Genomic DNA, 17,273 nt, shown 5'->3' on the forward strand with positions numbered 1-17,273 from the left:
GCGGGTCAACGACGCTCCCGGGCGACCTCCTCGCGGACCGCGGGGACCACCTCGGCGGCGAACCTCTCCGTGGTGGCCGTGTCGTCGGAGGCCAGCACGAAGGCGCTGGTGCCGTGGCTGAGCGCGATGTCGGTCAGCTCCTCCACCCACTGGTCCGGCGGGCCCTGCAGGAAGCCCCGGCTGGTGGAGCCGAACTCACCGGAGACGTTGAGCAGGCGCCGGATCTCGCGCGGGTCGCGGCCGGCCTCGGCCGCACCGGTGTCGACGTGCTCGTTCATCTCCGTGAGGTCCCCCAGCCCGCCGCCGAGGTAGGCCGCGGAGGGCAGCCAGCCGTCGGCCACCCGACCCGTGGCCCGGAGGATGCGCGGCTTGTAGGCCCCGACCCAGATGCCCGGGTGGTGGGCGGGGGCCGGCCCGCGGCGCGCGCCACGGACGGAGTGGTGGGTGCCCGGGACGGTGAGCCCGCCCCGCTGCCCGGTGTCCCAGAGACCGCGGATGATCGCCACCGCCTCCTCCAGGGCGGTGATCGACTGCCCGGGGGTGAGCCGGGTGCCCCCCATCGCCTCGATGCCGTCCCAGAACCCACCCGCCCCGAGCCCCAGCTCGATGCGCCCGCCGGAGAGCAGGTCGGCGGTGGCGACGCTGCGGGCCAGCACCGCGGGCGGGCGCAGCGGCAGGTTCGTGACGTTGGCGGTGAGGTGGATCCGCTCGGTCCGGGCCGCGGCCCAGGTGATCAGGGTCCAGGTGTCGGAGAAGGTCGACACGTAGGGGTGGTCCTGGAAGGTGACCAGGTCCAGGCCGGCACGGTCGGCCACCACGGCCTGCTCGACCGCGTGCTGGACGGGGTCGTTGGTCGGGGTGACGAACGTGCCGAAGAGCAGGTCGTGCCCGTAGTCGGTCATGCCGGACTCCTCGCCGGTTCGGGTGCGGGGACCACGTTGACGTTGTCTCGGAAGAGGTTGGTCGGGTCCAGCTCGGCCTTGAGGGCGCGCAGCCGGGCCAGGGTGGCCGGCGGGAACGCCTGGTGGACCCGGTCGGGGTCGGTGGAGCTGTCGAAGCTCAGGTAGCTCCCGGTCAGGTGCGGACGCAGGACGTCCCAGGAACGGTCCACCTCGGCGGCGCTCCTCCCCATCGCGCTGATGGAGAAGGCGGCGTCGCGGTGGGCGAAGGCCGTCGCCCCCGGGTCGACGTCGGCGATGGCACCGCCCATGCTGCGGAGCATGAAGAAGTGCACGCCGCCGTCGGCCAGCAGCCGGGCGCCGGCGTCGGCCACCTCGGGGGTGAGCCGGGTGACCAGCCCGGAGCGGGAGACGGGTTCACCGAGGCCCCGGTGCGGGGCGGCGGGGAACATCGTCATCAGCTCGGCGTAGGGCGTGATGACGACCTGCTGCTGGATCAGCGGGGCGATCGAGGCGAGGGGTTGCAGCTGCGACAGCACCACCTCGGGGTCGTCGGAGGCGACCACGGCCAGCACCTGCGCCACGCCCGATCCGTTCAGGATCAGGTTGGGCGTGGTCTGCCGCGGGGCCGCCTCGACGACCCGGCCGAAGTCGACCAGGAACCGCGCCGGGTCGTCGACCCGGAAGGCGAGCTGGGCCCAGCCCACGTCGGTGAGCTCGTCCACCACGAACTCGAAGGCGGTGACGACACCGAAGTTCGCACCGGCCCCGCGGACGGCCCAGAACAGCTCGGGGTGCTCGGTCTCGTCGGCCCGCACCAGGGAGCCGTCGGCGAGCACCACCTCGACCGCCCGCAGGTGGTCGATGGTCAGCCCGTGCAGACGACCCAGGTAGCCGATGCCACCCGCGGTGGCCAGACCCCCGACGCCGACGCCGCCGTGGTCACCGGAGCCCAGCACCCACCCGTGGGGCTGCAGCGCCGCGGCCACGTCGCGCCACCGGGCCCCGGGGCCGATGCGGACCAGCCGCCGGGTCGGGTCCAGCACCTCGATCCGGTCCAGGGCGCCGACGTCGATCACCAGCCCGCCGTCGTTGGTGGAGCGGCCGCTGATGCCGTGCCCACCGCTGCGGACCCCGAGCGGCAGGTGGCGGTGGCGGCGGGCGAAGGCCAGCGCGTCGACCACCTCGCCCGTCGTCTGAGGACGCAGCACCAGACCGGGGTGCCCGCCGCGCAGGTAGGTCGAGCGCGCGTCCCGGTAGCCCGGGTCCCCCGGCTCGACGGCCGTCGCGGCCAGCGACGTCGGGACGCCGTCGTAGTCGATGCCAGGACGCCGCCGGGCCCGCACGCGGTCGGGCCGCGGCGACGTCGGTTCAGGCGGCATGGCGGGCCGCCAGGGTCTCCCCCGCACGCGTCGCGTGCGCCTCGGCGTCACGGTGCATGTCCGCAGCCAGGTCGGTGAACTGGTCGAGCGCGGGGTTGACCCCGACGAGGGTGAACTCCCGCTCCACCACGGTGAGGTCGGCGCCCCAGCAGTCGGCCAGCACGCGGCGGAGGTAGTCGGTGTTGTGGTCCCAGCCCTCCCGCGGGGTGCCGGGACCGTAGGCGCCGCCACGGGTGGTGACCACCACGGTCGGCGTCCCCTCCAGCAGCCGGGCACCGAGCGGGGCACCGGCCATGGCCAGGTCGATCCAGGCCTTCACGTGCTGGGACACACCGAAGTTGTACAACGGCAGGGCCAGCACCGCGCTGCTGGCCTGCTGGAGCTCGGTGGCGAGCTGCTCGGCGGTGGCCGTGGCCTCGCGCTGGTGCTCGCTGCGCTCGTCCTCGGGGGTGAAGCTGGCCGAGATGGCGGCGGCCCAGGCGTCGGCGGGGAGCGGGTCCTGGCCGAGGTGGCGCCGGACGACGGGGAAGCCGGGGTGGGTGGCGGTGAAGCGGTCGACGACGCCGTCGGCGAGGGCGCTGCTGGCAGAGCGGTCGCCCTGGATGCTGGCGTCGACACGGAGCAGGTACACGGTTTCTCCTCGAAGAGTCCTACTTGAATGTTCAAGTAGGACTCTAGACCACGGGACTTGAATGTTCAAGCACGTACTCTCGTCGGTATGAGCGCACCCGTCAGCACCGACTGCCAGGCCACCGGCACCGACTGCGGGGCCACCGACGAGATGGACTGGCTGACCCCGGACCAGCAGCGAGAGTGGCGCTCCCTGCTCGCGATGCTGGCCACGCTCCCCTCGGCCTTCGACGCCCAGCTCAAGCGGGACGCGGGCCTGAACCGGTACGAGTACCAGGTGCTCGCCGCCCTGTCCGAGGCCCCGGACCGCACGCTGGGGCTGAGCACCATCGCCGCGCTGACGCAGGGCTCGTTGTCCCGCCTCTCCCACGCGGTCACCCGCCTGGAGCGCTCCGGCTGGGTCGGGCGACGCACCTGCGTCGACGGTGGCGGGCGGCGCACCGAGGCGTGGCTGACCGAGGCGGGGACGGCCAAGCTGGAGGAGATCGCCCCGGGCCACGTCCGCGAGGCGCGGCGGCTGGTGGTCGACGTGCTGACGCCGGAGCAGCTGGCGGCGCTCGGGGAGATCGCGCGGACCATCACCGCGGCGGCCGCGGAGGCGGACCCGGAGCGCTACGGGCCCCTCGGGAGCTGCTGATCCGGACCGGCCCGGTCTCGCGTCCGGGCCCGGGACGTCACGAGGCCCGGACCATCTCTGGTCCGGGCCTCGTGTGCGGGGTGGAGCTAAGGGGATTCGAACCCCTGACCTCTTCCATGCCATGGAAGCGCGCTACCAACTGCGCCATAGCCCCGTGCGGGATGCCCCCGGTGGGGACCCCGAGACTTTAGCGCGGGCGTCCGGGCCCGCACAAATCGAGGGCCTCAGCCGACCAGCCCGGACAGGTTCCCCTCGCCGGCGCCGGTGTTGTAGGCCTCGATCCGCCACCGCTCGTGCACCCGGGCCAGGGAGATCCAGTGGCAGTTGCGGATGCCGCTGAACTGGCGCGCCCCCACCAGGTCCAGCCCCAGGAAGGCCGCCATCCCGACCCGGGAGGCCAGCCCGTGGGTGGAGACCAGCACCACGTCGTCGGCCTCGGCCTCCTCGGTGACGTCGACCAGCGCCTCTCGGACCCGCTCGGCCACCTCGCCCAGGGACTCCCCCGTGGCGGAGCGGCGGACGTCCTCCCCGGCGTTCTCGCGCTGCAGGTAGCCCGGGTCCTCGGCGACCACCTCGGCTAGCGTCAGACCCTCCCAGGAGCCGACCGAGATCTCGCGGAACCGCTTGTCCAGGGTGGCGGTGAGACCGGTGACGGCCTCGACCGCGGCCACGGTCTGACGGGTGCGGATGAGGTCGGAGCTCCACAGCCGGGTGATGCCCTCGTGCTGCAGCCGCAGCGCCGACTGCTCGGCCTGGGCCAGGCCGAGGTCGTCCAGCTCGATGTCGGCCTGCCCCTGGAAGCGCCCGGTGGCGTTCCAGCTGGTCTGGCCGTGGCGCAGCAGCAGGAGCCGGCCAGCGGTCACCGCTTCTCCTCGACACCCAGCTCCAGCCGGGGGCAGTCGCCCCACAGCCGCTCCAGGGCGTAGAGGCTGCGCTCCTCGCTGTGCTGCACGTGCACCACCAGGTCGAGGTAGTCCAGCAGCACCCAGCGCTGCTCGCGGTTGCCCTCGCGGCGGGCCGGCTTGGCCCCGAGCTCGCGCAGCCTCTCCTCCACGCCGTCCACGACGGCGCCCACCTGGCGCTCGTTGGCGGCGGTGACGATCAGGAAGGTGTCGGTGATGGCCAGCTGCTCGGAGACGTCGTAGGCGACGATGTCGGTGCCGAGCTTGTCGGCCGCCGCGGAGGCGGCGGCGGTGGTGAGCTCGATGGCGCGGTCGGTTGCCGCCATGGGGATCCCTTCGGAGGAGTCGGTTGGGGAGAGGGTCAGGAGGCGTCGGACGGGTCGCCCGGATGGGCGTAGAGCCCGCGCTTGGCGATGTACTGGACGATGCCGTCCGGCACCAGGTACCAGATGGGCTCACCCTCCTGGGTGCGCGCCCGGCACGCGGTGGAGGAGATGGCCAGCGCCGGCACCTCCATCAGGGTGATCTTGTCCGGCGGCAGGTGACCCACCGCCGGGGAGTGCAGCTCCACCCCGGGCCGGGTGACGCCGACGAAGTGGGCCAGCTCGAACAGCTCGTCCGCACCGCGCCAGGTGAGGATCTGGGCCAGCGCGTCGGCGCCGGTGATGAAGAACAGGTCGACGTCGTCACCCCGCTCGGCGCGGAGGTCCTTGAGCGTGTCGACGGTGTAGGTGTCGCCGCCGCGCTCGATGTCGACCCGGCTGACGGTGAACCGCGGGTTCGAGGCCGTGGCGATGGTGGTCATCAGGTAGCGGTCCTCGGCGGTGGACACGTCGCGGTGCTTCTTCTGCCACGGGACGCCGGTGGGGACGAAGACCACCTCGTCCAGCCCGAAGCGGCTGGCCACCTCGCTGGCGGCGACCAGGTGCCCGTGGTGGATCGGGTCGAAGGTGCCGCCCATCACGCCCAGCCGGTAGCGGTGACCTCGCGGCGTCCCCGGCCTGCGGGCGAGGCCCGTCTCAGTCACCCGGCCCGGCCTCAGCTGTGCGGACGACGGGTGGAGATGCCGTGCACGACCAGCGCGCCGATGACCAGGAGGGCGAACGCGATCACGCCGAAGGCCCAGGCGGGCATGAACAGCTCGCGGTGCGCGACCTCGAGGAGGATCATTCCTGCAGTCATGCGGGCACCTTACCGTCTGGTCGGACGCGACCCCGCCACGCGTCGGCGGTGGTGCGGAAGACCACGTGGGGTCGCAGCGGGTGGTCCGGCTCCAGGGCGGGGTGCTCGAAGGAGGCGTGCCGCCGCATCCCCAGCCGTCCCATCACCGCCTGGGACGGGGTGTTGGTGACGGTGGTCATGGACCAGACCTCGCTCAGCCCGAGGGGGCCGAAGGCGTGGTCGAGGACGGCCGTGGCCGCCTCGGTGGCGTAGCCGCGGCCCCAGCCGGAGCGGGCCAGCCGCCAGCCGACCTCCACCCCACCCGCACCGGGGACTCCCTCGGGCATGGCCAGCAGGCCGACGAAGCCGGTGCAGGCTCCTGTCTCGTTCGGGGTGACGGCCCACAGCCCCCAGCCGCGCTCGGCGAAGGAGCGCTCGACCCGGTCCAGCAGCCCCTCGGTGCGGGTCCGGTCCTGGGTGGAGGGGAAGTACCTCATCACCTCGGGGTCGGCGTTGAGCGCCACCAGGGCCTCGCGCTCCGCCGGCCCCCAGCCGCCCAGCCGCAACCGCTCGGTGGCCAGCCCGGGGACGGCGTCAGCCACGGACCTGGCCCTCCCCCACCACCACGTACTTGGTGGAGGTCATCTCCGCCAGCCCCATCGGTCCACGGGCGTGCAGCTTCTGGGTGGAGATGCCGATCTCGGCCCCGAAGCCGAACTCGCCGCCGTCGACGAACCGGCTGGAGGTGTTGACGAGCACGGCGGCGGCGTCGACCTCGGTGGTGAACCGCTCGGCGGCCCGGGTGGAGTCGGTGACGATGGTCTCGGAGTGCCCGCTGCTGTACCGGCGGATGTGGGCCAGCGCGGCGTCGAGGTCGTCCACCACCGCGACCGAGAGGTCCAGGGAGAGCGCCTCCCCGGTGAAGTCGTCCTCGGTGGCGGGGACCACGGCCGGGTCGAGCGCGGCCACGGACGGGTCCCCGTGCACGGTGACCCCGTGCTCGGCCAGCAGGGCCAGCGCCTTCGGCAGGAACTCCTCGGCGACGTCGCGGTGGACCAGCAGCGTCTCCAGGGAGTTGCAGACCGAGGGGCGTCGCACCTTGGCGTCGACGACGACGTCCAGGGCGGTCTGGTGGTCGGCGGCGGCGTCCACCACGAGGTGGCAGTTCCCGGTGCCGGTCTCGATCACCGGCACCTGGGAGCCGGTCACCACCGCCTCGATCAGACCCGCTCCCCCACGCGGGATGAGCACGTCGACCAGCCCGCGGGCGGCCATCATCTCCGTGGTCACCTCGCGCCCACCCAGCACCAGCTGGACGGCGTCGGGGGTGAGGCCGACCCGCTCCAGCCCGGTGCGCAGGGCGGTGACCACGGCGGTGTTGGAGGAGGTCGCCGAGGACGAGCCGCGCAGCAGGGCGGCGTTGCCGGACTTGAGGCAGATCCCGGCTGCGTCGGCGGTCACGTTGGGGCGGGCCTCGTAGATGATCCCGACGACGCCGAAGGGCACCCGGACCTGGCGCACCCGGACCCCGTTGGGGTTGGTCCAGCCGCGGACCACGTCCCCGACCGGGTCCGGCAGCCCGGCGAGGTCGCGCAGCCCCTGCACCATGTCGGCCACCCTGGCGGGGCTGAGCCGGAGCCGGTCCACCATCGCGGCGGTGGTGCCGGCGGCCTCGGCGGCCCGGACGTCCCGGGCGTTGGCGGCGAGCACCTCGGTCTCGGCCCCGGCGAGGGCGTCGGCCATGGCGTGCAGGGCCGCGTCCTTGGTGGCCCGGGAGGCCGTGGCGAGGGAGCGGGAGGCCTCCTTGGCGGCGGAGGCCTGGGTCAGGAACGACATGGGGGAACTGTATGCACCGACCGGTGCCCGTGGGCCCGGGCGCCCGCCGGGCGGACCGCCTCGGCGGTGAGGTGGGGGAAGGAAGTAGGTGCGCCGGACCGGGAACGCCTCTCGGCGGAAGGCCGCTCTAGGCGGCAGGTGTTGGAGCCCGGGGTTACCGCAGCCCGACGCAGGGGACACTTTAGTCGCCTCCCGCTGGGGATCAAGCCGGGCGCCGCCCGGCGGTGCCGAGGGTCCTCAGTCGAGGTGGCCGTCGCGCTCCAGGGCCGCGGCGAGGGAGAGCTCGTCGGCGGTGCGGAGCAGGCCGGCGGCGCGGCGGGTGAGGTCGTGGACCAGCTGGGGGTCGGCGTCGTCGGAGGCCTGGTGGCCCGAGCCGAAGGCCAGGATCCGGCAGACGGCGGCCTCGCGGTCCAGGGCCACCGCCAGGTCGCCGGTGAAGGCGCCGGAGAGGATCCGGTCCAGGGTGTCGCGCAGCTCGTCCGGGCCGGGCGGGCTGGGCACGCCGGCCACCAGCTCCAGGTACTCGCTGGTGTGGATGCCGGCCTCGTAGGTGCGGGCCAGTCCCGAGGGATCGGCGTGCACCCAAGTGTGCAGCCGGTACAGCCGCCACAGGGTGCCGGGCATGGACCGGGCCGGGGAGGACGACCAGAGCGCCGCCAGGTCCTCCAGGCCCTCGGTGCGGACCAGGTCGACCAGCCGCCGGACGACCTCCGCCGCCTGGCCCTGGCGGGCGCGGGAACGGGTGCCGGCCAGCAGCGCGCGGGCCGTGTCGTGGGCGACCTCGCTGCGGACCTCCGGGGAGACGCCGCCGGGGATCTGGTCGGCCTGCGCCGCGGTCAGGCTCGCGGGCCGGCGGTGACGGGGCTGGTCTGGACTCACCGCACCACCTTAGGATCCGTGGGCGGCGAGCGCGTCCTCGGCCGCGTCGTGCCGGGCGCTGGCCTGGGCGGCGGAGCGCCAGCGGCGCTGGCTGAGCAGGGCGACGACGACGGCCAGCGCCAGCGCGGCCGACGCCCCGGCGTAGGACCAGTCCAGGCCGTGGAAGTCGATCAGCACACCGGCGAGGGCGGTGCCGGCCGCGGCCCCGGTGGTGTTGGCCGCGGAGAGGAAGGCCTGGGCCTCGTTCAACCGGTCCGAGGGCGCCAGGTGGTCCACCAGGCTCTGCTGCATGATCAGCGTCGGGGCGATGGTGATGCCGGTGACGAAGAGCAGCGGCAGGACCAGCAGCAGACCCGGGTCGGGGGAACGCATCAGCAGCGCCATCGCGCCCAGGAGCAGCGAGAAGGCGGCCAGCAGCACCACGACGCCGTGCCGCTCCTGGAACTTCCAGGTGCCGGCGCCGTAGGCCAGGCCGCCGACGGTGCTGCCGCCGGCGATGGCGGCGAAGAACACGCCCACGTTGTCGGTGCTGCCCAGCAGCTGCCCGGCGGTGGCGGCCATCGAGGTGTCCAGCTGGCCGAACCCGATGCTCAGCATCAGCATCACGGTGAGCACGGTGGCCACACCACCGATCAGCACCACGGGGACCCGTCGGACCGGCGGCTGACCGTCCTCGGTGGTGGTGCTCGGGGAGAGCCCCCCGGACGACCGGGCGGCGGAGGTCCGGGAGTAGGCCAGCGACCCGCCGGCCAGCAGGGCGGCGGTGATGATCAGCGGCACCGCCGGCGGCGTGAGCACCAGCAGCAGGGAGAGCAGCAGCGGTCCGCCGACGAAGATCAGCTCGACGCTGGTGCCGTCGAGGGCGAAGGCCACCCGCCGCGAGGCCCGGTCGGGGAAGATCACCCGCCAGGCGGCCCGGATGGCGGGGCTCATCGGCGGGAAGCTCAGCCCGGCCAGCAGGGAGAGCCCGAGCAGGGCCGGGGAGGGGACGCCCAGCACGGTGGCCAGGGCGAGCGCCACCAGGGTCGCCGCACTGGTCAGGGAGGTGGGGACCAGGACCCGCGGCTGGCCGAAGCGGTCCATCAGACGCCCCCACAGCGGCATCCCGACCGCCGACCCGAGGGCGAACGCCCCGGTCACCAGACCGGCCAGGCTGTAGGCCCCGCGGTCGCGCTCGATCAGCAGCAGGATCCCCAGCGGGGCCATGGCGATGGGCAGCCGGGCCAGGAACGCCGCCAGGAACGGGCGGGCCGCCGGGCCGTGGCGCAGCAGCCGCAGGTAGGCCTGCACCCCGGTCCCCAGACCACCTTCGAGACCCATCGGCTCGCCCGTCACCTGCTGCTCCGTCCGCACCACCGGCCCGAACACTGAATCGTTCGAGCAACCTGGACGACGCTACCCGAGGGAGGCCGTGTTCCTCCAGCCGCCGGCGGCCGGGCTCAGTCCCCGGCGGGCCCGGGCCCGGAGGTGGCGACGGAGAGGCGGGTCACCGCCGCCTCGTCCAGCGGGGACCCGGCGAGCCGGGCGGCGTGCACGGCGGCCCCCAGGACGGGGCTCAGCAGCGGCGTGACCAGCGTCGTGGTGGGGTGCGCGGCGAGCACCTGGCGGGAGAAGGAGCGCTGCAGCAGCGGGGCACCGAAGGTCCCTCCGGACCAGGAGACGGCCACCGCCTCGTCCTCGGCGAACCCGAGCCGTCGCCGGACCACCGCCACCAGCGCGGCCAGCTCGACGCCGGCCTGCTCCAGCACCGCGGCAGCGGCACGGTCACCGGCCTCGGCCGCCTGACCCACCTGGCGGGCCAGCCCGGCGACGCGGGCCCGGTCCCCGCCCCACCGGTTCACCACCAGGTCGACCAGGTCCAGGTCCGCGGTCAGCCCCAGGTGCTCGCGCAGCACGTCCAGCAGCGGTCCCGGTTCGATCAGACCGTCCACCATCCGGCTGAACAGCTGCAGCCCGCGCACGGCGACCCAGTAGGCCGAGCCCTCGTCGGAGAACACCTCGCTCCAGCCGCCGGCCCGCACGCCGACCCCCTCCCGCTCGCCGTAGGCGACCGAGCCGGTGCCGCTGACCACGTTCACGCCGTCGCGCCCGCCCAGCGACCCCGCCCAGCCGCAGACCATGTCGTTGCCGCAGACGTAGCGGGAGTGCCCCAGGGCCGCCGCGGGGGCGGCGTCGAGGGCGGCGACGTCGGCGCTCGCCTCCCCGTACCCCGGCAGACCGACGAAGGCGGCGGTGACGTCGGCGGGGGCGCGCCCGGCCCGCCGGCACACCTCCGCCACGGCGGGCCCCAGCACCTCACCGACCAGCTGCACGCCCCTGGCGAAGTAGTAGGTGCTGGGGGCACGGTGCTCGGCCAGCAGCCGCCCGCCCCGGTCGACCAGGCAGAGGGCGGTCTTGGTGCCGCCGCCGTCCACGCCCAGGTACATCTCGTCGCCCGTCACGAGGACCCACCCTCTCCCGGGGACCGGGGGGCCGTCGAGCCCGGTGGCAGGCTGGAGCCATGACCGCGACCTGGGGCCTCACCGTGGACTGCTCCTCGCCCGGGCGGCTGGCCGCCTTCTGGGCCGAGGCGCTGGGCTACCGGGAGGCACCCCCGCCGGAGGGGTTCGCCAGCCGGCGGGAGTGGCTGGTCGCCCTGGAGGTGCCCGAGGAGGAGTGGGACGACGGCGCCTACCTCGTCGACCCCGAGGGCCGCTCCCCCGGGTTGTCCTTCCTGCGCGTGCCCGAGGCGAGGGTGGACAAGAACCGTCTCCACCTGGACCTGCAGGTCAGCGGCGGGCGCGCGGTCCCGGCCCCGACCCGCGCCGAGCGGATCGAGGCCACCCGGGCCCGGCTGGAGGTGGCCGGCGCCACCGTGCTGGCCCGCCACGAGCAGGGCGGCCGGCTCGACCACCTGGTGCTGGCCGACCCCGAGGGCAACGAGTTCTGCGTGGTCTGAGCCCTCCCCGGTCAGTGACCGCGGTCGACCCACTCCTGCCGGTGCGGGGCCTCGGCACCGATCGTCGTCGAGTCGCCGTGCCCGGTGTGCACCACGGTCTCCGGCAGCAGTGTCAGCAGCTTCTCCGTGATCGAGGCGATGATGGTCTCGAAGCTGGAGTACGACCTGCCCGTGGCCCCCGGTCCGCCCGAGAACAGCGTGTCGCCGGTGAAGACGACGCCCTCCTCCGGCAGGTGGAAGCAGCAGCTGCCCGGGCTGTGGCCCGGGGTGTGCAGCACCCGCAGCGTCCGGCCGGCGACCGAGAACTCCGCGCCGTCGGCCAGGTCGCCGTCGGGGCCGGTGTCGGCGTGCACGGCGTCCCACAGCATCCGGTCGTCGGGGTGCAGGTGGACCGGGGCCTCGACCGCCTCGAAGAGGGTGCTGACGGCGTCGATGTGGTCGTCGTGGGCGTGGGTGAGCAGGATCGCGGTGACGGTGCGGCCCCCCACCAGGTCGATGATCGCCGTCGCGTCGTGCGGGGCGTCGATCACCACGCACTCGGTGTCGTCCCCGATCACCCAGACGTTGTTGTCCACGTCCCAGGTGCCGCCGTCGAGGGAGAACGTGCCGGAGGTGACGGTCCGGTCGATGCGGAAGGTCGAGGCGCTCATGCGGGGGCCCCGATCATGACCACCGAGCGCAGGACGTCGCCGCGGTGCATCTTCTCGAAGGCGGCCTCGACGTCGCCGATGCCGATCCGCTCGGTGACGAAGGCGGCCAGGTCGATCCGGCCCTGGGTGTGCAGGTCGATCAGCATCGGGAAGTCCCGGCTGGGCAGGCAGTCCCCGTACCAGGAGGACTTCAGCGCCCCGCCGCGTCCGAACACCTCGATCATCGGCAGGGTGATCTCCATCGTCGGGTTGGGGACCCCGACCAGCACCACGACGCCGGCCAGGTCGCGGGCGTAGAAGGCCTGCTCGTAGGTCTCCGGACGCCCGACGGCCTCGATCGCCACGTCGACGCCGAACCCGCCGGTGAGTGCGCGGATGGCCTCCACCGCGTCGGTCTCCTTGGAGTTGACCGTGTGGGTGGCCCCCATCTCGCGGGCGGTGGTGAGCTTGCGGTCGTCGATGTCGACGGCGATGATCTTCGCCGCGCCGGCCAGCCGCGACCCCACGATCGCGGCGTCGCCGACGCCGCCGCAGCCGAAGACGGCCACGGTGTCACCGCGGGTGACGCCGCCGGTGTTGATCGCCGCACCGATGCCGGCCATCACCCCGCAGCCGAGCAGCCCGGCCACCTCGGGGGCCGCGGCCGGGTCGACCTTGGTGCACTGGCCCTGGGCCACCAGCGTCTTCTCCGCGAAGGCGCCGATGCCCAGCGCCGGAGAGAGCTCGGTGCCGTCCAGCAGGGTCATCTTCTGCCTGGCGTTGTGGGTGTCGAAGCAGTACCAGGGACGTCCGCGCAGACAGGCCCGGCACTGGCCGCAGACCGCACGCCAGTTGAGGATCACGTAGTCCCCGACCACCACGTCGGTGACGCCCTCGCCCACCTCGCTCACCACCCCGGCGGCCTCGTGACCGAGCAGGAACGGGAAGTCGTCGTTGATGCCGCCGTCGCGGTAGTGCATGTCGGTGTGGCAGACGCCGCAGGCCTGCACGTCCACCACCACCTCCCCCGGTCCCGGGTCCGGGATGACGATGGTGGTCAGCTCCACCGGAGCGTCCTTGCTGCGGGCGATCACGCCCTGCACCTGTGTGGGCACGGGTCTCCTCCTCGACGTCGCCGAGGTGGTCTGCCCCGGTCGCGGCGAGCCTAGCCGGGCCTCAGGGGATCGCCGGGGTCACCGCGGTCGCCACCTCGGGCACCGGTCCGCCCGGTGCGCCCCCGTCGTCCTCGACGGTCTCGTCCGGGGTGACGTGCCGGGGGCGGATCTCCCCGTCGCGGATCTGCTCGGCCCAGTGGCAGGCCACCTTGCGGCCCGGACCCAGCTCGCGCAGGTCGGGCACGGTGTCGGCGCAGAGCGTCTCCTGCACCCAGGGGCAACGGGTGTGGAACCGGCAGCCGCTGGGCGGGTCGGCCGGGCTGGGCAGGTCGCCGGCCAGCAGGATCCGCTCCCGGCTGTCCTCGATCTCGGGGTCGGGCACCGGGATGGCCGACATCAGGGCGATCGTGTACGGGTGCAGGGGCTGCTCGTAGAGGTCGTCGCTGGGGGCCTCCTCGACGATGGTGCCCAGGTACATCACCCCGATGGTGTCGGAGATGTGGCGCACCACGGCCAGGTCGTGGGCGATCACCACGTAGGTCAGCCCGAGCAGGTCCTGCAGCTCCTCCAGGAGGTTGATCACCTGGGCCTGCACGGAGACGTCGAGCGCACTCACGGGTTCGTCGGCCACCACCAGCTCGGGGTTGAGCACCATGGCCCGCGCGATCCCGATCCGCTGCCGCTGCCCGCCGGAGAACTCGTGGGGGTACTTGGCCAGGGACGAGCGCGGCAGCCCGACCACCTCCAGCATGTCGGCGGCCTTGGCCAACCAGGCCTTCTCCCCGTCGGCGCCGTAGCGCTCCCGGTCGGCCTCGTTCAGGCCGTGGGCGCGCAGCGGCTCCACCAGCAGGCTTTGCACGCTCTGGCGCGGGTCGAGGCTGGACAGCGGGTCCTGGAACACCATCTGCATCCGCCGGCGGGACCTGCGCAGCGGCTCCCGGCCCAGCGCGCGGACGTCGGTGCCGTCGAAGGTGATCGTGCCCTCGGTGGCCTCCTCCAGCCGCAGCACGGCCCGGCCCAGGGTGGACTTGCCGCAGCCGGACTCCCCCACCAGCCCGTAGGTGGTGCCGCGGGCGACGGTGAGGTCGACGCCGTCGACGGCGCGGACGTGACCGACGGTGCGGTCCAGCACGATGCCGCGCTTGATCGGGAAGTGCACCTTGAGCCCGCGGACCACCAGCAGGTCGTCGGCGGGTGGGGTGGCCGCGGTCATCGGTGCTCCTCGGTGGCGGGCTCGGGACGTCCGGCGGGGTGGACGCAGCGGACGTGGTGGTCCGGGTCCATCTCGGCCAGCTCCAGGTCGGGGTGGATGCAGGCGTCGGTGACGTGGCGGCAGCGGGGGGCGAAGGCGCACGCCCGGTCCCAGCCGATGGTGTCCCGCGGGGTGCCGGGGATCGGGGTCAGCCTGTCCCCCCGCGGCGAGTCCAGCCGCGGGATCGAGGCCAGCAGGCCCTCGGTGTAGCGGTGCCGCGGCGCCGCGAACAGCTCCTGGCGCCCGGCCGCCTCGACCACCCGACCGGCGTACATCACGTTGACCCGGTCGCAGAGACCGGCCACCACACCGAGGTCGTGGGTGATCATCATCATCGCCGTGCCCATCTCGGCGACCAGCTCGCGGAGCAGCTCCAGCACCTGCGCCTGGATGGTGACGTCGAGGGCGGTGGTCGGCTCGTCGCAGATCAGCAGCCGCGGCTTGCAGGCCAGCGCGATGGCGATCAGCGCCCGCTGCCGCATGCCGCCGGAGAGCTGGTGCGGGTACTCCCCAACCCGGCGGGCCGGGTCGGGGATGCCGACCCGACGGAGCAGGTCGACGGCCTCGGTGCGGGCGTCGGCGGCGGAGATGTCGTTGTGGCGGCGCAGCACCTCGGTCACCTGCAGCCCGACGGTGAGCACCGGGTTGAGCGAGCTCATCGGGTCCTGGAACACCATCGCCAGCTCCCGGCCCCGCATCCTGGCCCGCTCGGCGGTCGGCAGGGTGAGCAGGTCGCGGCCCTCGAAGAGCACCTGGCCGCCGACCCGGGTGGCCCGGGTGGGCAGCAGCCCCATCACGGCCAGCGAGGTGACGGACTTGCCGCTGCCGGACTCCCCCACCACCCCGACCACCTCGCCGGGGGCGATGGTGAACGACACCCCGTCCACCGCGGAGGTGGCCCGGCCGCCCTTGCGCTGGAAGGTGACGGTGAGGTCGCGGACGTCCAGCAGCGGGGCCGTGGTCGTCGAGGTGCTCATGGTGCTCCCTGCTGGTGCGTCGGGGACCGGGGGGACCTGGGTGCTCACCGGCGCGCCTTCGGGTCGAGGGCCTCGCGCAGGGCCTCGCCGAAGAGGGTGAAGCCGAGGGCGGTGACCGCGATGCACAGTCCGGGCAGCAGCGTCAGGTGCGGCTCTGACTGCAGCCGCTCCTGGCCCTTGACCAGCATCCGGCCCCACTCGGCCACCGCCGGGTTCGGGGCGCCGAGCCCGAGGTAGGACAGCGCGGCGACCTCGATGATCGAGGTCGCCAGCGTCAGGGTGGCCTGGACGATCACCGGGCCGAGGGAGTTGGGCAGCACGTGGCTCATCACCACGGTCCGCCGGCGCAGCCCCAGCGAGGACGCCGCCAGCACGTAGTCCTGGCCGCGCTGGGCCAGCATCGAGCCGCGCAGCAGCCGGGCGAAGATCGGCACCTGGGCGGCGGCGATGGCGATCATGATGGCCAGCGGGTTGCGGCCCAGCACGGCGGCCACGCTGACCGCGAGCAGCAGCGAGGGGATGGAGAGCAGGATGTCGACCACCCGCATCACCACGGTGTCGACCCAGCCGCCGAAGGCGCCGGCGACCCCACCCAGCAGCGCCCCGACCAGCAGACCCAGCCCGGTGGAGACGACCCCGATGATCAGGGACTGGCGGGCGCCGTAGAGCAGCTGGGTGAGCAGGTCCGAGCCGAAGGGGTCCAGCCCGAGCGGGTGCCCGGGGAACGGGCCGGGGACGTCGGAGGGCGTCACCATGGCGATCCACTCGGTGCTGGCCGGCTCGTAGGGGGCGAGCACCGGGGCCAGCAGCGCCACCAGCACGAAGCCCAGCACGATCACCGCGCCGAGGATCGCCGTCGGGTTGCGGCGCATCCGCTGCAGGGCACCGGCCCACAGGCTGGTCCCCTTCTCGTCGGGGACGGCGTCGCCGCCCATGGCCTGCACCAGCCGGGGCGGCCAGCGGGAGGGCTGCGGGTCGACGGTCGGCTGGCTCATCGCGTCCTCATCCTCGGGTCGATCACGCCGTAGAGCAGGTCCACCACCAGGTTCACCAGTGCGAAGATCACCGCGATGAACAGGATGAAGCCCTGCAGCACGGCGAAGTCCAGGCTGGAGATGGCGTCGAACAGGTAGGAGCCGATGCCGTTGAAGGCGAACACCGTCTCGGTCAGCACCGCCCCGGCCAGCAGCGCACCGGTCTGCAGCCCGATGGTGGTGGTGACGGGCAGCATCGCGTTGCGGAGCACGTGGCGGCGGGTGATCAGCCCACGGGCCAGGCCCTTGGCCTCGGCGGTGCGGACGTAGTCCTCGTGCAGCACCTCGAGCACGCTGGCCCGGGTCATCCGGACGATGATCGCCAGCGGGATGGAGCCCAGCGCGACCGCCGGCAGCACCAGGTGCAGGGCGGCGTCCAGGGAGGCGTCGAACTCACGGGTGAGGATGCCGTCCAGGACGTAGAAGTTGGTCACGTGGGTGGCGTCGATCCGGACGTCCTGGCGCCCGGAGGCGGGCAGCACGGCGAGGAGGTCCAGCCCGGGGAGGCCGATGGCGAAGACCAGCTTGAGCAGGTAGGCCAGCACGAACACCGGGACCACCACCCCGGCCAGCGAGCTGCCGACCGCGACGAAGTCGAGCACCCCGCCGGAGCGGCGGGCGGCCAGGTAGCCCAGCGGGATGCCGACCACCACCGCGAAGAGCAGCGCGGCCAGGGCGAGCTCGATGGTGGCGGGGAACCGGTTCAGGAAGGTGCTGAGCACGGGCTCGCCGCTGATCGCGGAGGACCCGAAGTCCCCGCGGAGCAGGGCCCCGCTGTAGGTCAGGTACTGCTCGAGCAGCGGTCGGTCGAAGCCGTACTGCGCGTTCACCCGGGCGATGGACTCGGGCGTGGCCTTCTCCCCCAGCAGCGCGCGGGCGGGGTCGCCGGGCAGGGCGCGCAGCCAGATGAACAGCAGCACGCTCAACCCGAACAGCACCGGCACCAGCAGCAGCAGCCGGCGGACGACGAAGCGGAACATCACTCACCTCTCGGAGGCAGGA

20 protein-coding genes and 1 tRNA gene are annotated in these 17,273 nt (G+C 73.6%); 2 read left to right on the top strand and 19 right to left on the bottom strand.

Annotated features, from left to right (window positions below):
• Positions 1 to 5: 5 nt before the first annotated feature.
• The 3 genes from BLT52_RS19775 to BLT52_RS19785 are packed head-to-tail and all read right to left on the bottom strand — an operon-like array spanning position 6 to position 2,912.
• Entirely contained in the window at positions 6 to 902 is an 897-nt protein-coding gene (locus tag BLT52_RS19775; protein WP_090595900.1) for an LLM class flavin-dependent oxidoreductase, read from the bottom strand.
• Entirely contained in the window at positions 899 to 2,281 is a 1,383-nt protein-coding gene (locus tag BLT52_RS19780) for an FAD-binding oxidoreductase (RefSeq protein ID WP_090595902.1), read from the bottom strand. The genes BLT52_RS19775 and BLT52_RS19780 overlap by 4 nt, the downstream gene beginning before the upstream one ends.
• On the bottom strand, positions 2,271 to 2,912 hold the full coding sequence (locus BLT52_RS19785) for an FMN-dependent NADH-azoreductase (RefSeq protein WP_090595903.1): 642 nt from the start codon (positions 2,910 to 2,912) through the stop codon (positions 2,271 to 2,273). The genes BLT52_RS19780 and BLT52_RS19785 overlap by 11 nt, the downstream gene beginning before the upstream one ends.
• Positions 2,913 to 2,999: 87 nt before the next feature.
• Between BLT52_RS19785 and BLT52_RS19790 the strand changes: the two genes are divergently transcribed.
• Positions 3,000 to 3,548: a MarR family winged helix-turn-helix transcriptional regulator gene (locus BLT52_RS19790; RefSeq protein WP_197679119.1), complete on the top strand. Its 549-nt coding sequence runs from the start codon at positions 3,000 to 3,002 to the stop codon at positions 3,546 to 3,548.
• An 81-nt stretch (positions 3,549 to 3,629) separates the two neighbouring features.
• Here the strand turns inward: BLT52_RS19790 and BLT52_RS19795 are convergent.
• The 10 genes from BLT52_RS19795 to BLT52_RS19835 form a co-directional block, all read right to left on the bottom strand.
• Positions 3,630 to 3,702 (bottom strand) — tRNA-Ala (locus BLT52_RS19795).
• Positions 3,703 to 3,772: 70 nt separating this feature from the next.
• Positions 3,773 to 4,411, bottom strand: coding sequence for a histidine phosphatase family protein (locus tag BLT52_RS19800; RefSeq protein ID WP_157677256.1), 639 nt, complete (start codon positions 4,409 to 4,411; stop codon positions 3,773 to 3,775).
• Positions 4,408 to 4,776: a ribosome silencing factor gene (gene rsfS / locus BLT52_RS19805; RefSeq protein ID WP_090595906.1), complete on the bottom strand. Its 369-nt coding sequence runs from the start codon at positions 4,774 to 4,776 to the stop codon at positions 4,408 to 4,410. The genes BLT52_RS19800 and rsfS overlap by 4 nt, the downstream gene beginning before the upstream one ends.
• Positions 4,777 to 4,811: 35 nt before the next feature.
• Entirely contained in the window at positions 4,812 to 5,477 is a 666-nt protein-coding gene (gene nadD / locus BLT52_RS19810) for a nicotinate-nucleotide adenylyltransferase (protein WP_231946413.1), read from the bottom strand.
• A gap of 11 nt (positions 5,478 to 5,488) precedes the next feature.
• On the bottom strand, positions 5,489 to 5,632 hold the full coding sequence (locus BLT52_RS21130; protein ID WP_172804084.1) for a hypothetical protein: 144 nt from the start codon (positions 5,630 to 5,632) through the stop codon (positions 5,489 to 5,491).
• Positions 5,629 to 6,213, bottom strand: coding sequence for a GNAT family N-acetyltransferase (locus BLT52_RS19815; RefSeq protein ID WP_197679120.1), 585 nt, complete (start codon positions 6,211 to 6,213; stop codon positions 5,629 to 5,631). The genes BLT52_RS21130 and BLT52_RS19815 overlap by 4 nt, the downstream gene beginning before the upstream one ends.
• On the bottom strand, positions 6,206 to 7,447 hold the full coding sequence (locus BLT52_RS19820) for a glutamate-5-semialdehyde dehydrogenase (RefSeq protein ID WP_090595909.1): 1,242 nt from the start codon (positions 7,445 to 7,447) through the stop codon (positions 6,206 to 6,208). Before BLT52_RS19820 ends, BLT52_RS19815 begins: the two co-directional genes overlap by 8 nt.
• A 237-nt stretch (positions 7,448 to 7,684) precedes the next feature.
• Complete coding sequence (locus tag BLT52_RS19825) at positions 7,685 to 8,326, bottom strand: hypothetical protein (RefSeq protein ID WP_090595911.1); 642 nt, start codon at positions 8,324 to 8,326, stop codon at positions 7,685 to 7,687.
• 9 nt (positions 8,327 to 8,335) lie between these two features.
• Complete coding sequence (locus BLT52_RS19830; RefSeq protein ID WP_157677258.1) at positions 8,336 to 9,646, bottom strand: MFS transporter; 1,311 nt, start codon at positions 9,644 to 9,646, stop codon at positions 8,336 to 8,338.
• Positions 9,647 to 9,765: 119 nt separating this feature from the next.
• Positions 9,766 to 10,767 carry an N-acetylglucosamine kinase gene (locus tag BLT52_RS19835; RefSeq protein WP_197679121.1) on the bottom strand — a complete coding sequence of 334 codons (1,002 nt, stop codon included), beginning with the start codon at positions 10,765 to 10,767 and terminating at the stop codon, positions 9,766 to 9,768.
• A gap of 59 nt (positions 10,768 to 10,826) precedes the next feature.
• On the opposite strand from BLT52_RS19835, the gene BLT52_RS19840 reads away from it, so the two are divergent.
• Positions 10,827 to 11,264 carry a VOC family protein gene (locus BLT52_RS19840; protein ID WP_090595915.1) on the top strand — a complete coding sequence of 146 codons (438 nt, stop codon included), beginning with the start codon at positions 10,827 to 10,829 and terminating at the stop codon, positions 11,262 to 11,264.
• Between the two features lie 11 nt (positions 11,265 to 11,275).
• On the opposite strand, the gene BLT52_RS19845 is transcribed toward BLT52_RS19840, so the two are convergent.
• From BLT52_RS19845 to BLT52_RS19870, 6 genes are all read right to left on the bottom strand, one after another.
• Positions 11,276 to 11,914, bottom strand: a complete 639-nt coding sequence (locus BLT52_RS19845; RefSeq protein ID WP_090595917.1) for an MBL fold metallo-hydrolase — start codon at positions 11,912 to 11,914, stop codon at positions 11,276 to 11,278.
• Positions 11,911 to 13,008 (bottom strand): S-(hydroxymethyl)mycothiol dehydrogenase, encoded by a 1,098-nt coding sequence (locus tag BLT52_RS19850; protein ID WP_090595918.1) that lies wholly within the window; start codon positions 13,006 to 13,008, stop codon positions 11,911 to 11,913. The genes BLT52_RS19845 and BLT52_RS19850 overlap by 4 nt, the downstream gene beginning before the upstream one ends.
• Before the next feature lie 61 nt (positions 13,009 to 13,069).
• Positions 13,070 to 14,221, bottom strand: a complete 1,152-nt coding sequence (locus tag BLT52_RS19855) for an ABC transporter ATP-binding protein (protein WP_090595920.1) — start codon at positions 14,219 to 14,221, stop codon at positions 13,070 to 13,072.
• The gene (locus BLT52_RS19860; RefSeq protein ID WP_090595922.1) at positions 14,218 to 15,237 is read right to left on the bottom strand and encodes an ABC transporter ATP-binding protein; all 1,020 of its coding nucleotides are present in this window, start codon (positions 15,235 to 15,237) and stop codon (positions 14,218 to 14,220) included. The genes BLT52_RS19855 and BLT52_RS19860 overlap by 4 nt, the downstream gene beginning before the upstream one ends.
• Before the next feature lie 44 nt (positions 15,238 to 15,281).
• Complete coding sequence (locus tag BLT52_RS19865) at positions 15,282 to 16,232, bottom strand: ABC transporter permease (protein WP_090595923.1); 951 nt, start codon at positions 16,230 to 16,232, stop codon at positions 15,282 to 15,284.
• On the bottom strand, positions 16,229 to 17,251 hold the full coding sequence (locus BLT52_RS19870; RefSeq protein ID WP_090595924.1) for an ABC transporter permease: 1,023 nt from the start codon (positions 17,249 to 17,251) through the stop codon (positions 16,229 to 16,231). The genes BLT52_RS19865 and BLT52_RS19870 overlap by 4 nt, the downstream gene beginning before the upstream one ends.
• Positions 17,252 to 17,273: the final 22 nt, after the last annotated feature.

The organism is Auraticoccus monumenti (genome assembly GCF_900101785.1).
GTDB classification, from domain to species: domain Bacteria; phylum Actinomycetota; class Actinomycetes; order Propionibacteriales; family Propionibacteriaceae; genus Auraticoccus; species Auraticoccus monumenti.

Excerpts from the sequence above, each read along its gene's own strand:
- BLT52_RS19865 (WP_090595923.1), bottom strand. The coding sequence starts at position 16,232 with ATGAGCCAGCCGACCGTCGACCCGCAGCCCTCCCGCTGGCCGCCCCGG.
- BLT52_RS19845 (WP_090595917.1), bottom strand. The coding sequence starts at position 11,914 with ATGAGCGCCTCGACCTTCCGCATCGACCGGACCGTCACCTCCGGCACG.
- BLT52_RS19775 (WP_090595900.1), bottom strand. The coding sequence starts at position 902 with ATGACCGACTACGGGCACGACCTGCTCTTCGGCACGTTCGTCACCCCG.
- BLT52_RS19780 (WP_090595902.1), bottom strand. The coding sequence starts at position 2,281 with ATGCCGCCTGAACCGACGTCGCCGCGGCCCGACCGCGTGCGGGCCCGG.
- BLT52_RS19830 (WP_157677258.1), bottom strand. The coding sequence starts at position 9,646 with ATGGGTCTCGAAGGTGGTCTGGGGACCGGGGTGCAGGCCTACCTGCGG.
- BLT52_RS21130 (WP_172804084.1), bottom strand. The coding sequence starts at position 5,632 with ATGACTGCAGGAATGATCCTCCTCGAGGTCGCGCACCGCGAGCTGTTC.
- BLT52_RS19860 (WP_090595922.1), bottom strand. The coding sequence starts at position 15,237 with ATGAGCACCTCGACGACCACGGCCCCGCTGCTGGACGTCCGCGACCTC.
- BLT52_RS19820 (WP_090595909.1), bottom strand. The coding sequence starts at position 7,447 with ATGTCGTTCCTGACCCAGGCCTCCGCCGCCAAGGAGGCCTCCCGCTCC.
- rsfS (WP_090595906.1), bottom strand. The coding sequence starts at position 4,776 with ATGGCGGCAACCGACCGCGCCATCGAGCTCACCACCGCCGCCGCCTCC.
- BLT52_RS19790 (WP_197679119.1), top strand. The coding sequence starts at position 3,000 with ATGAGCGCACCCGTCAGCACCGACTGCCAGGCCACCGGCACCGACTGC.
- BLT52_RS19840 (WP_090595915.1), top strand. The coding sequence starts at position 10,827 with ATGACCGCGACCTGGGGCCTCACCGTGGACTGCTCCTCGCCCGGGCGG.
- BLT52_RS19870 (WP_090595924.1), bottom strand. The coding sequence starts at position 17,251 with ATGTTCCGCTTCGTCGTCCGCCGGCTGCTGCTGCTGGTGCCGGTGCTG.
- BLT52_RS19855 (WP_090595920.1), bottom strand. The coding sequence starts at position 14,221 with ATGACCGCGGCCACCCCACCCGCCGACGACCTGCTGGTGGTCCGCGGG.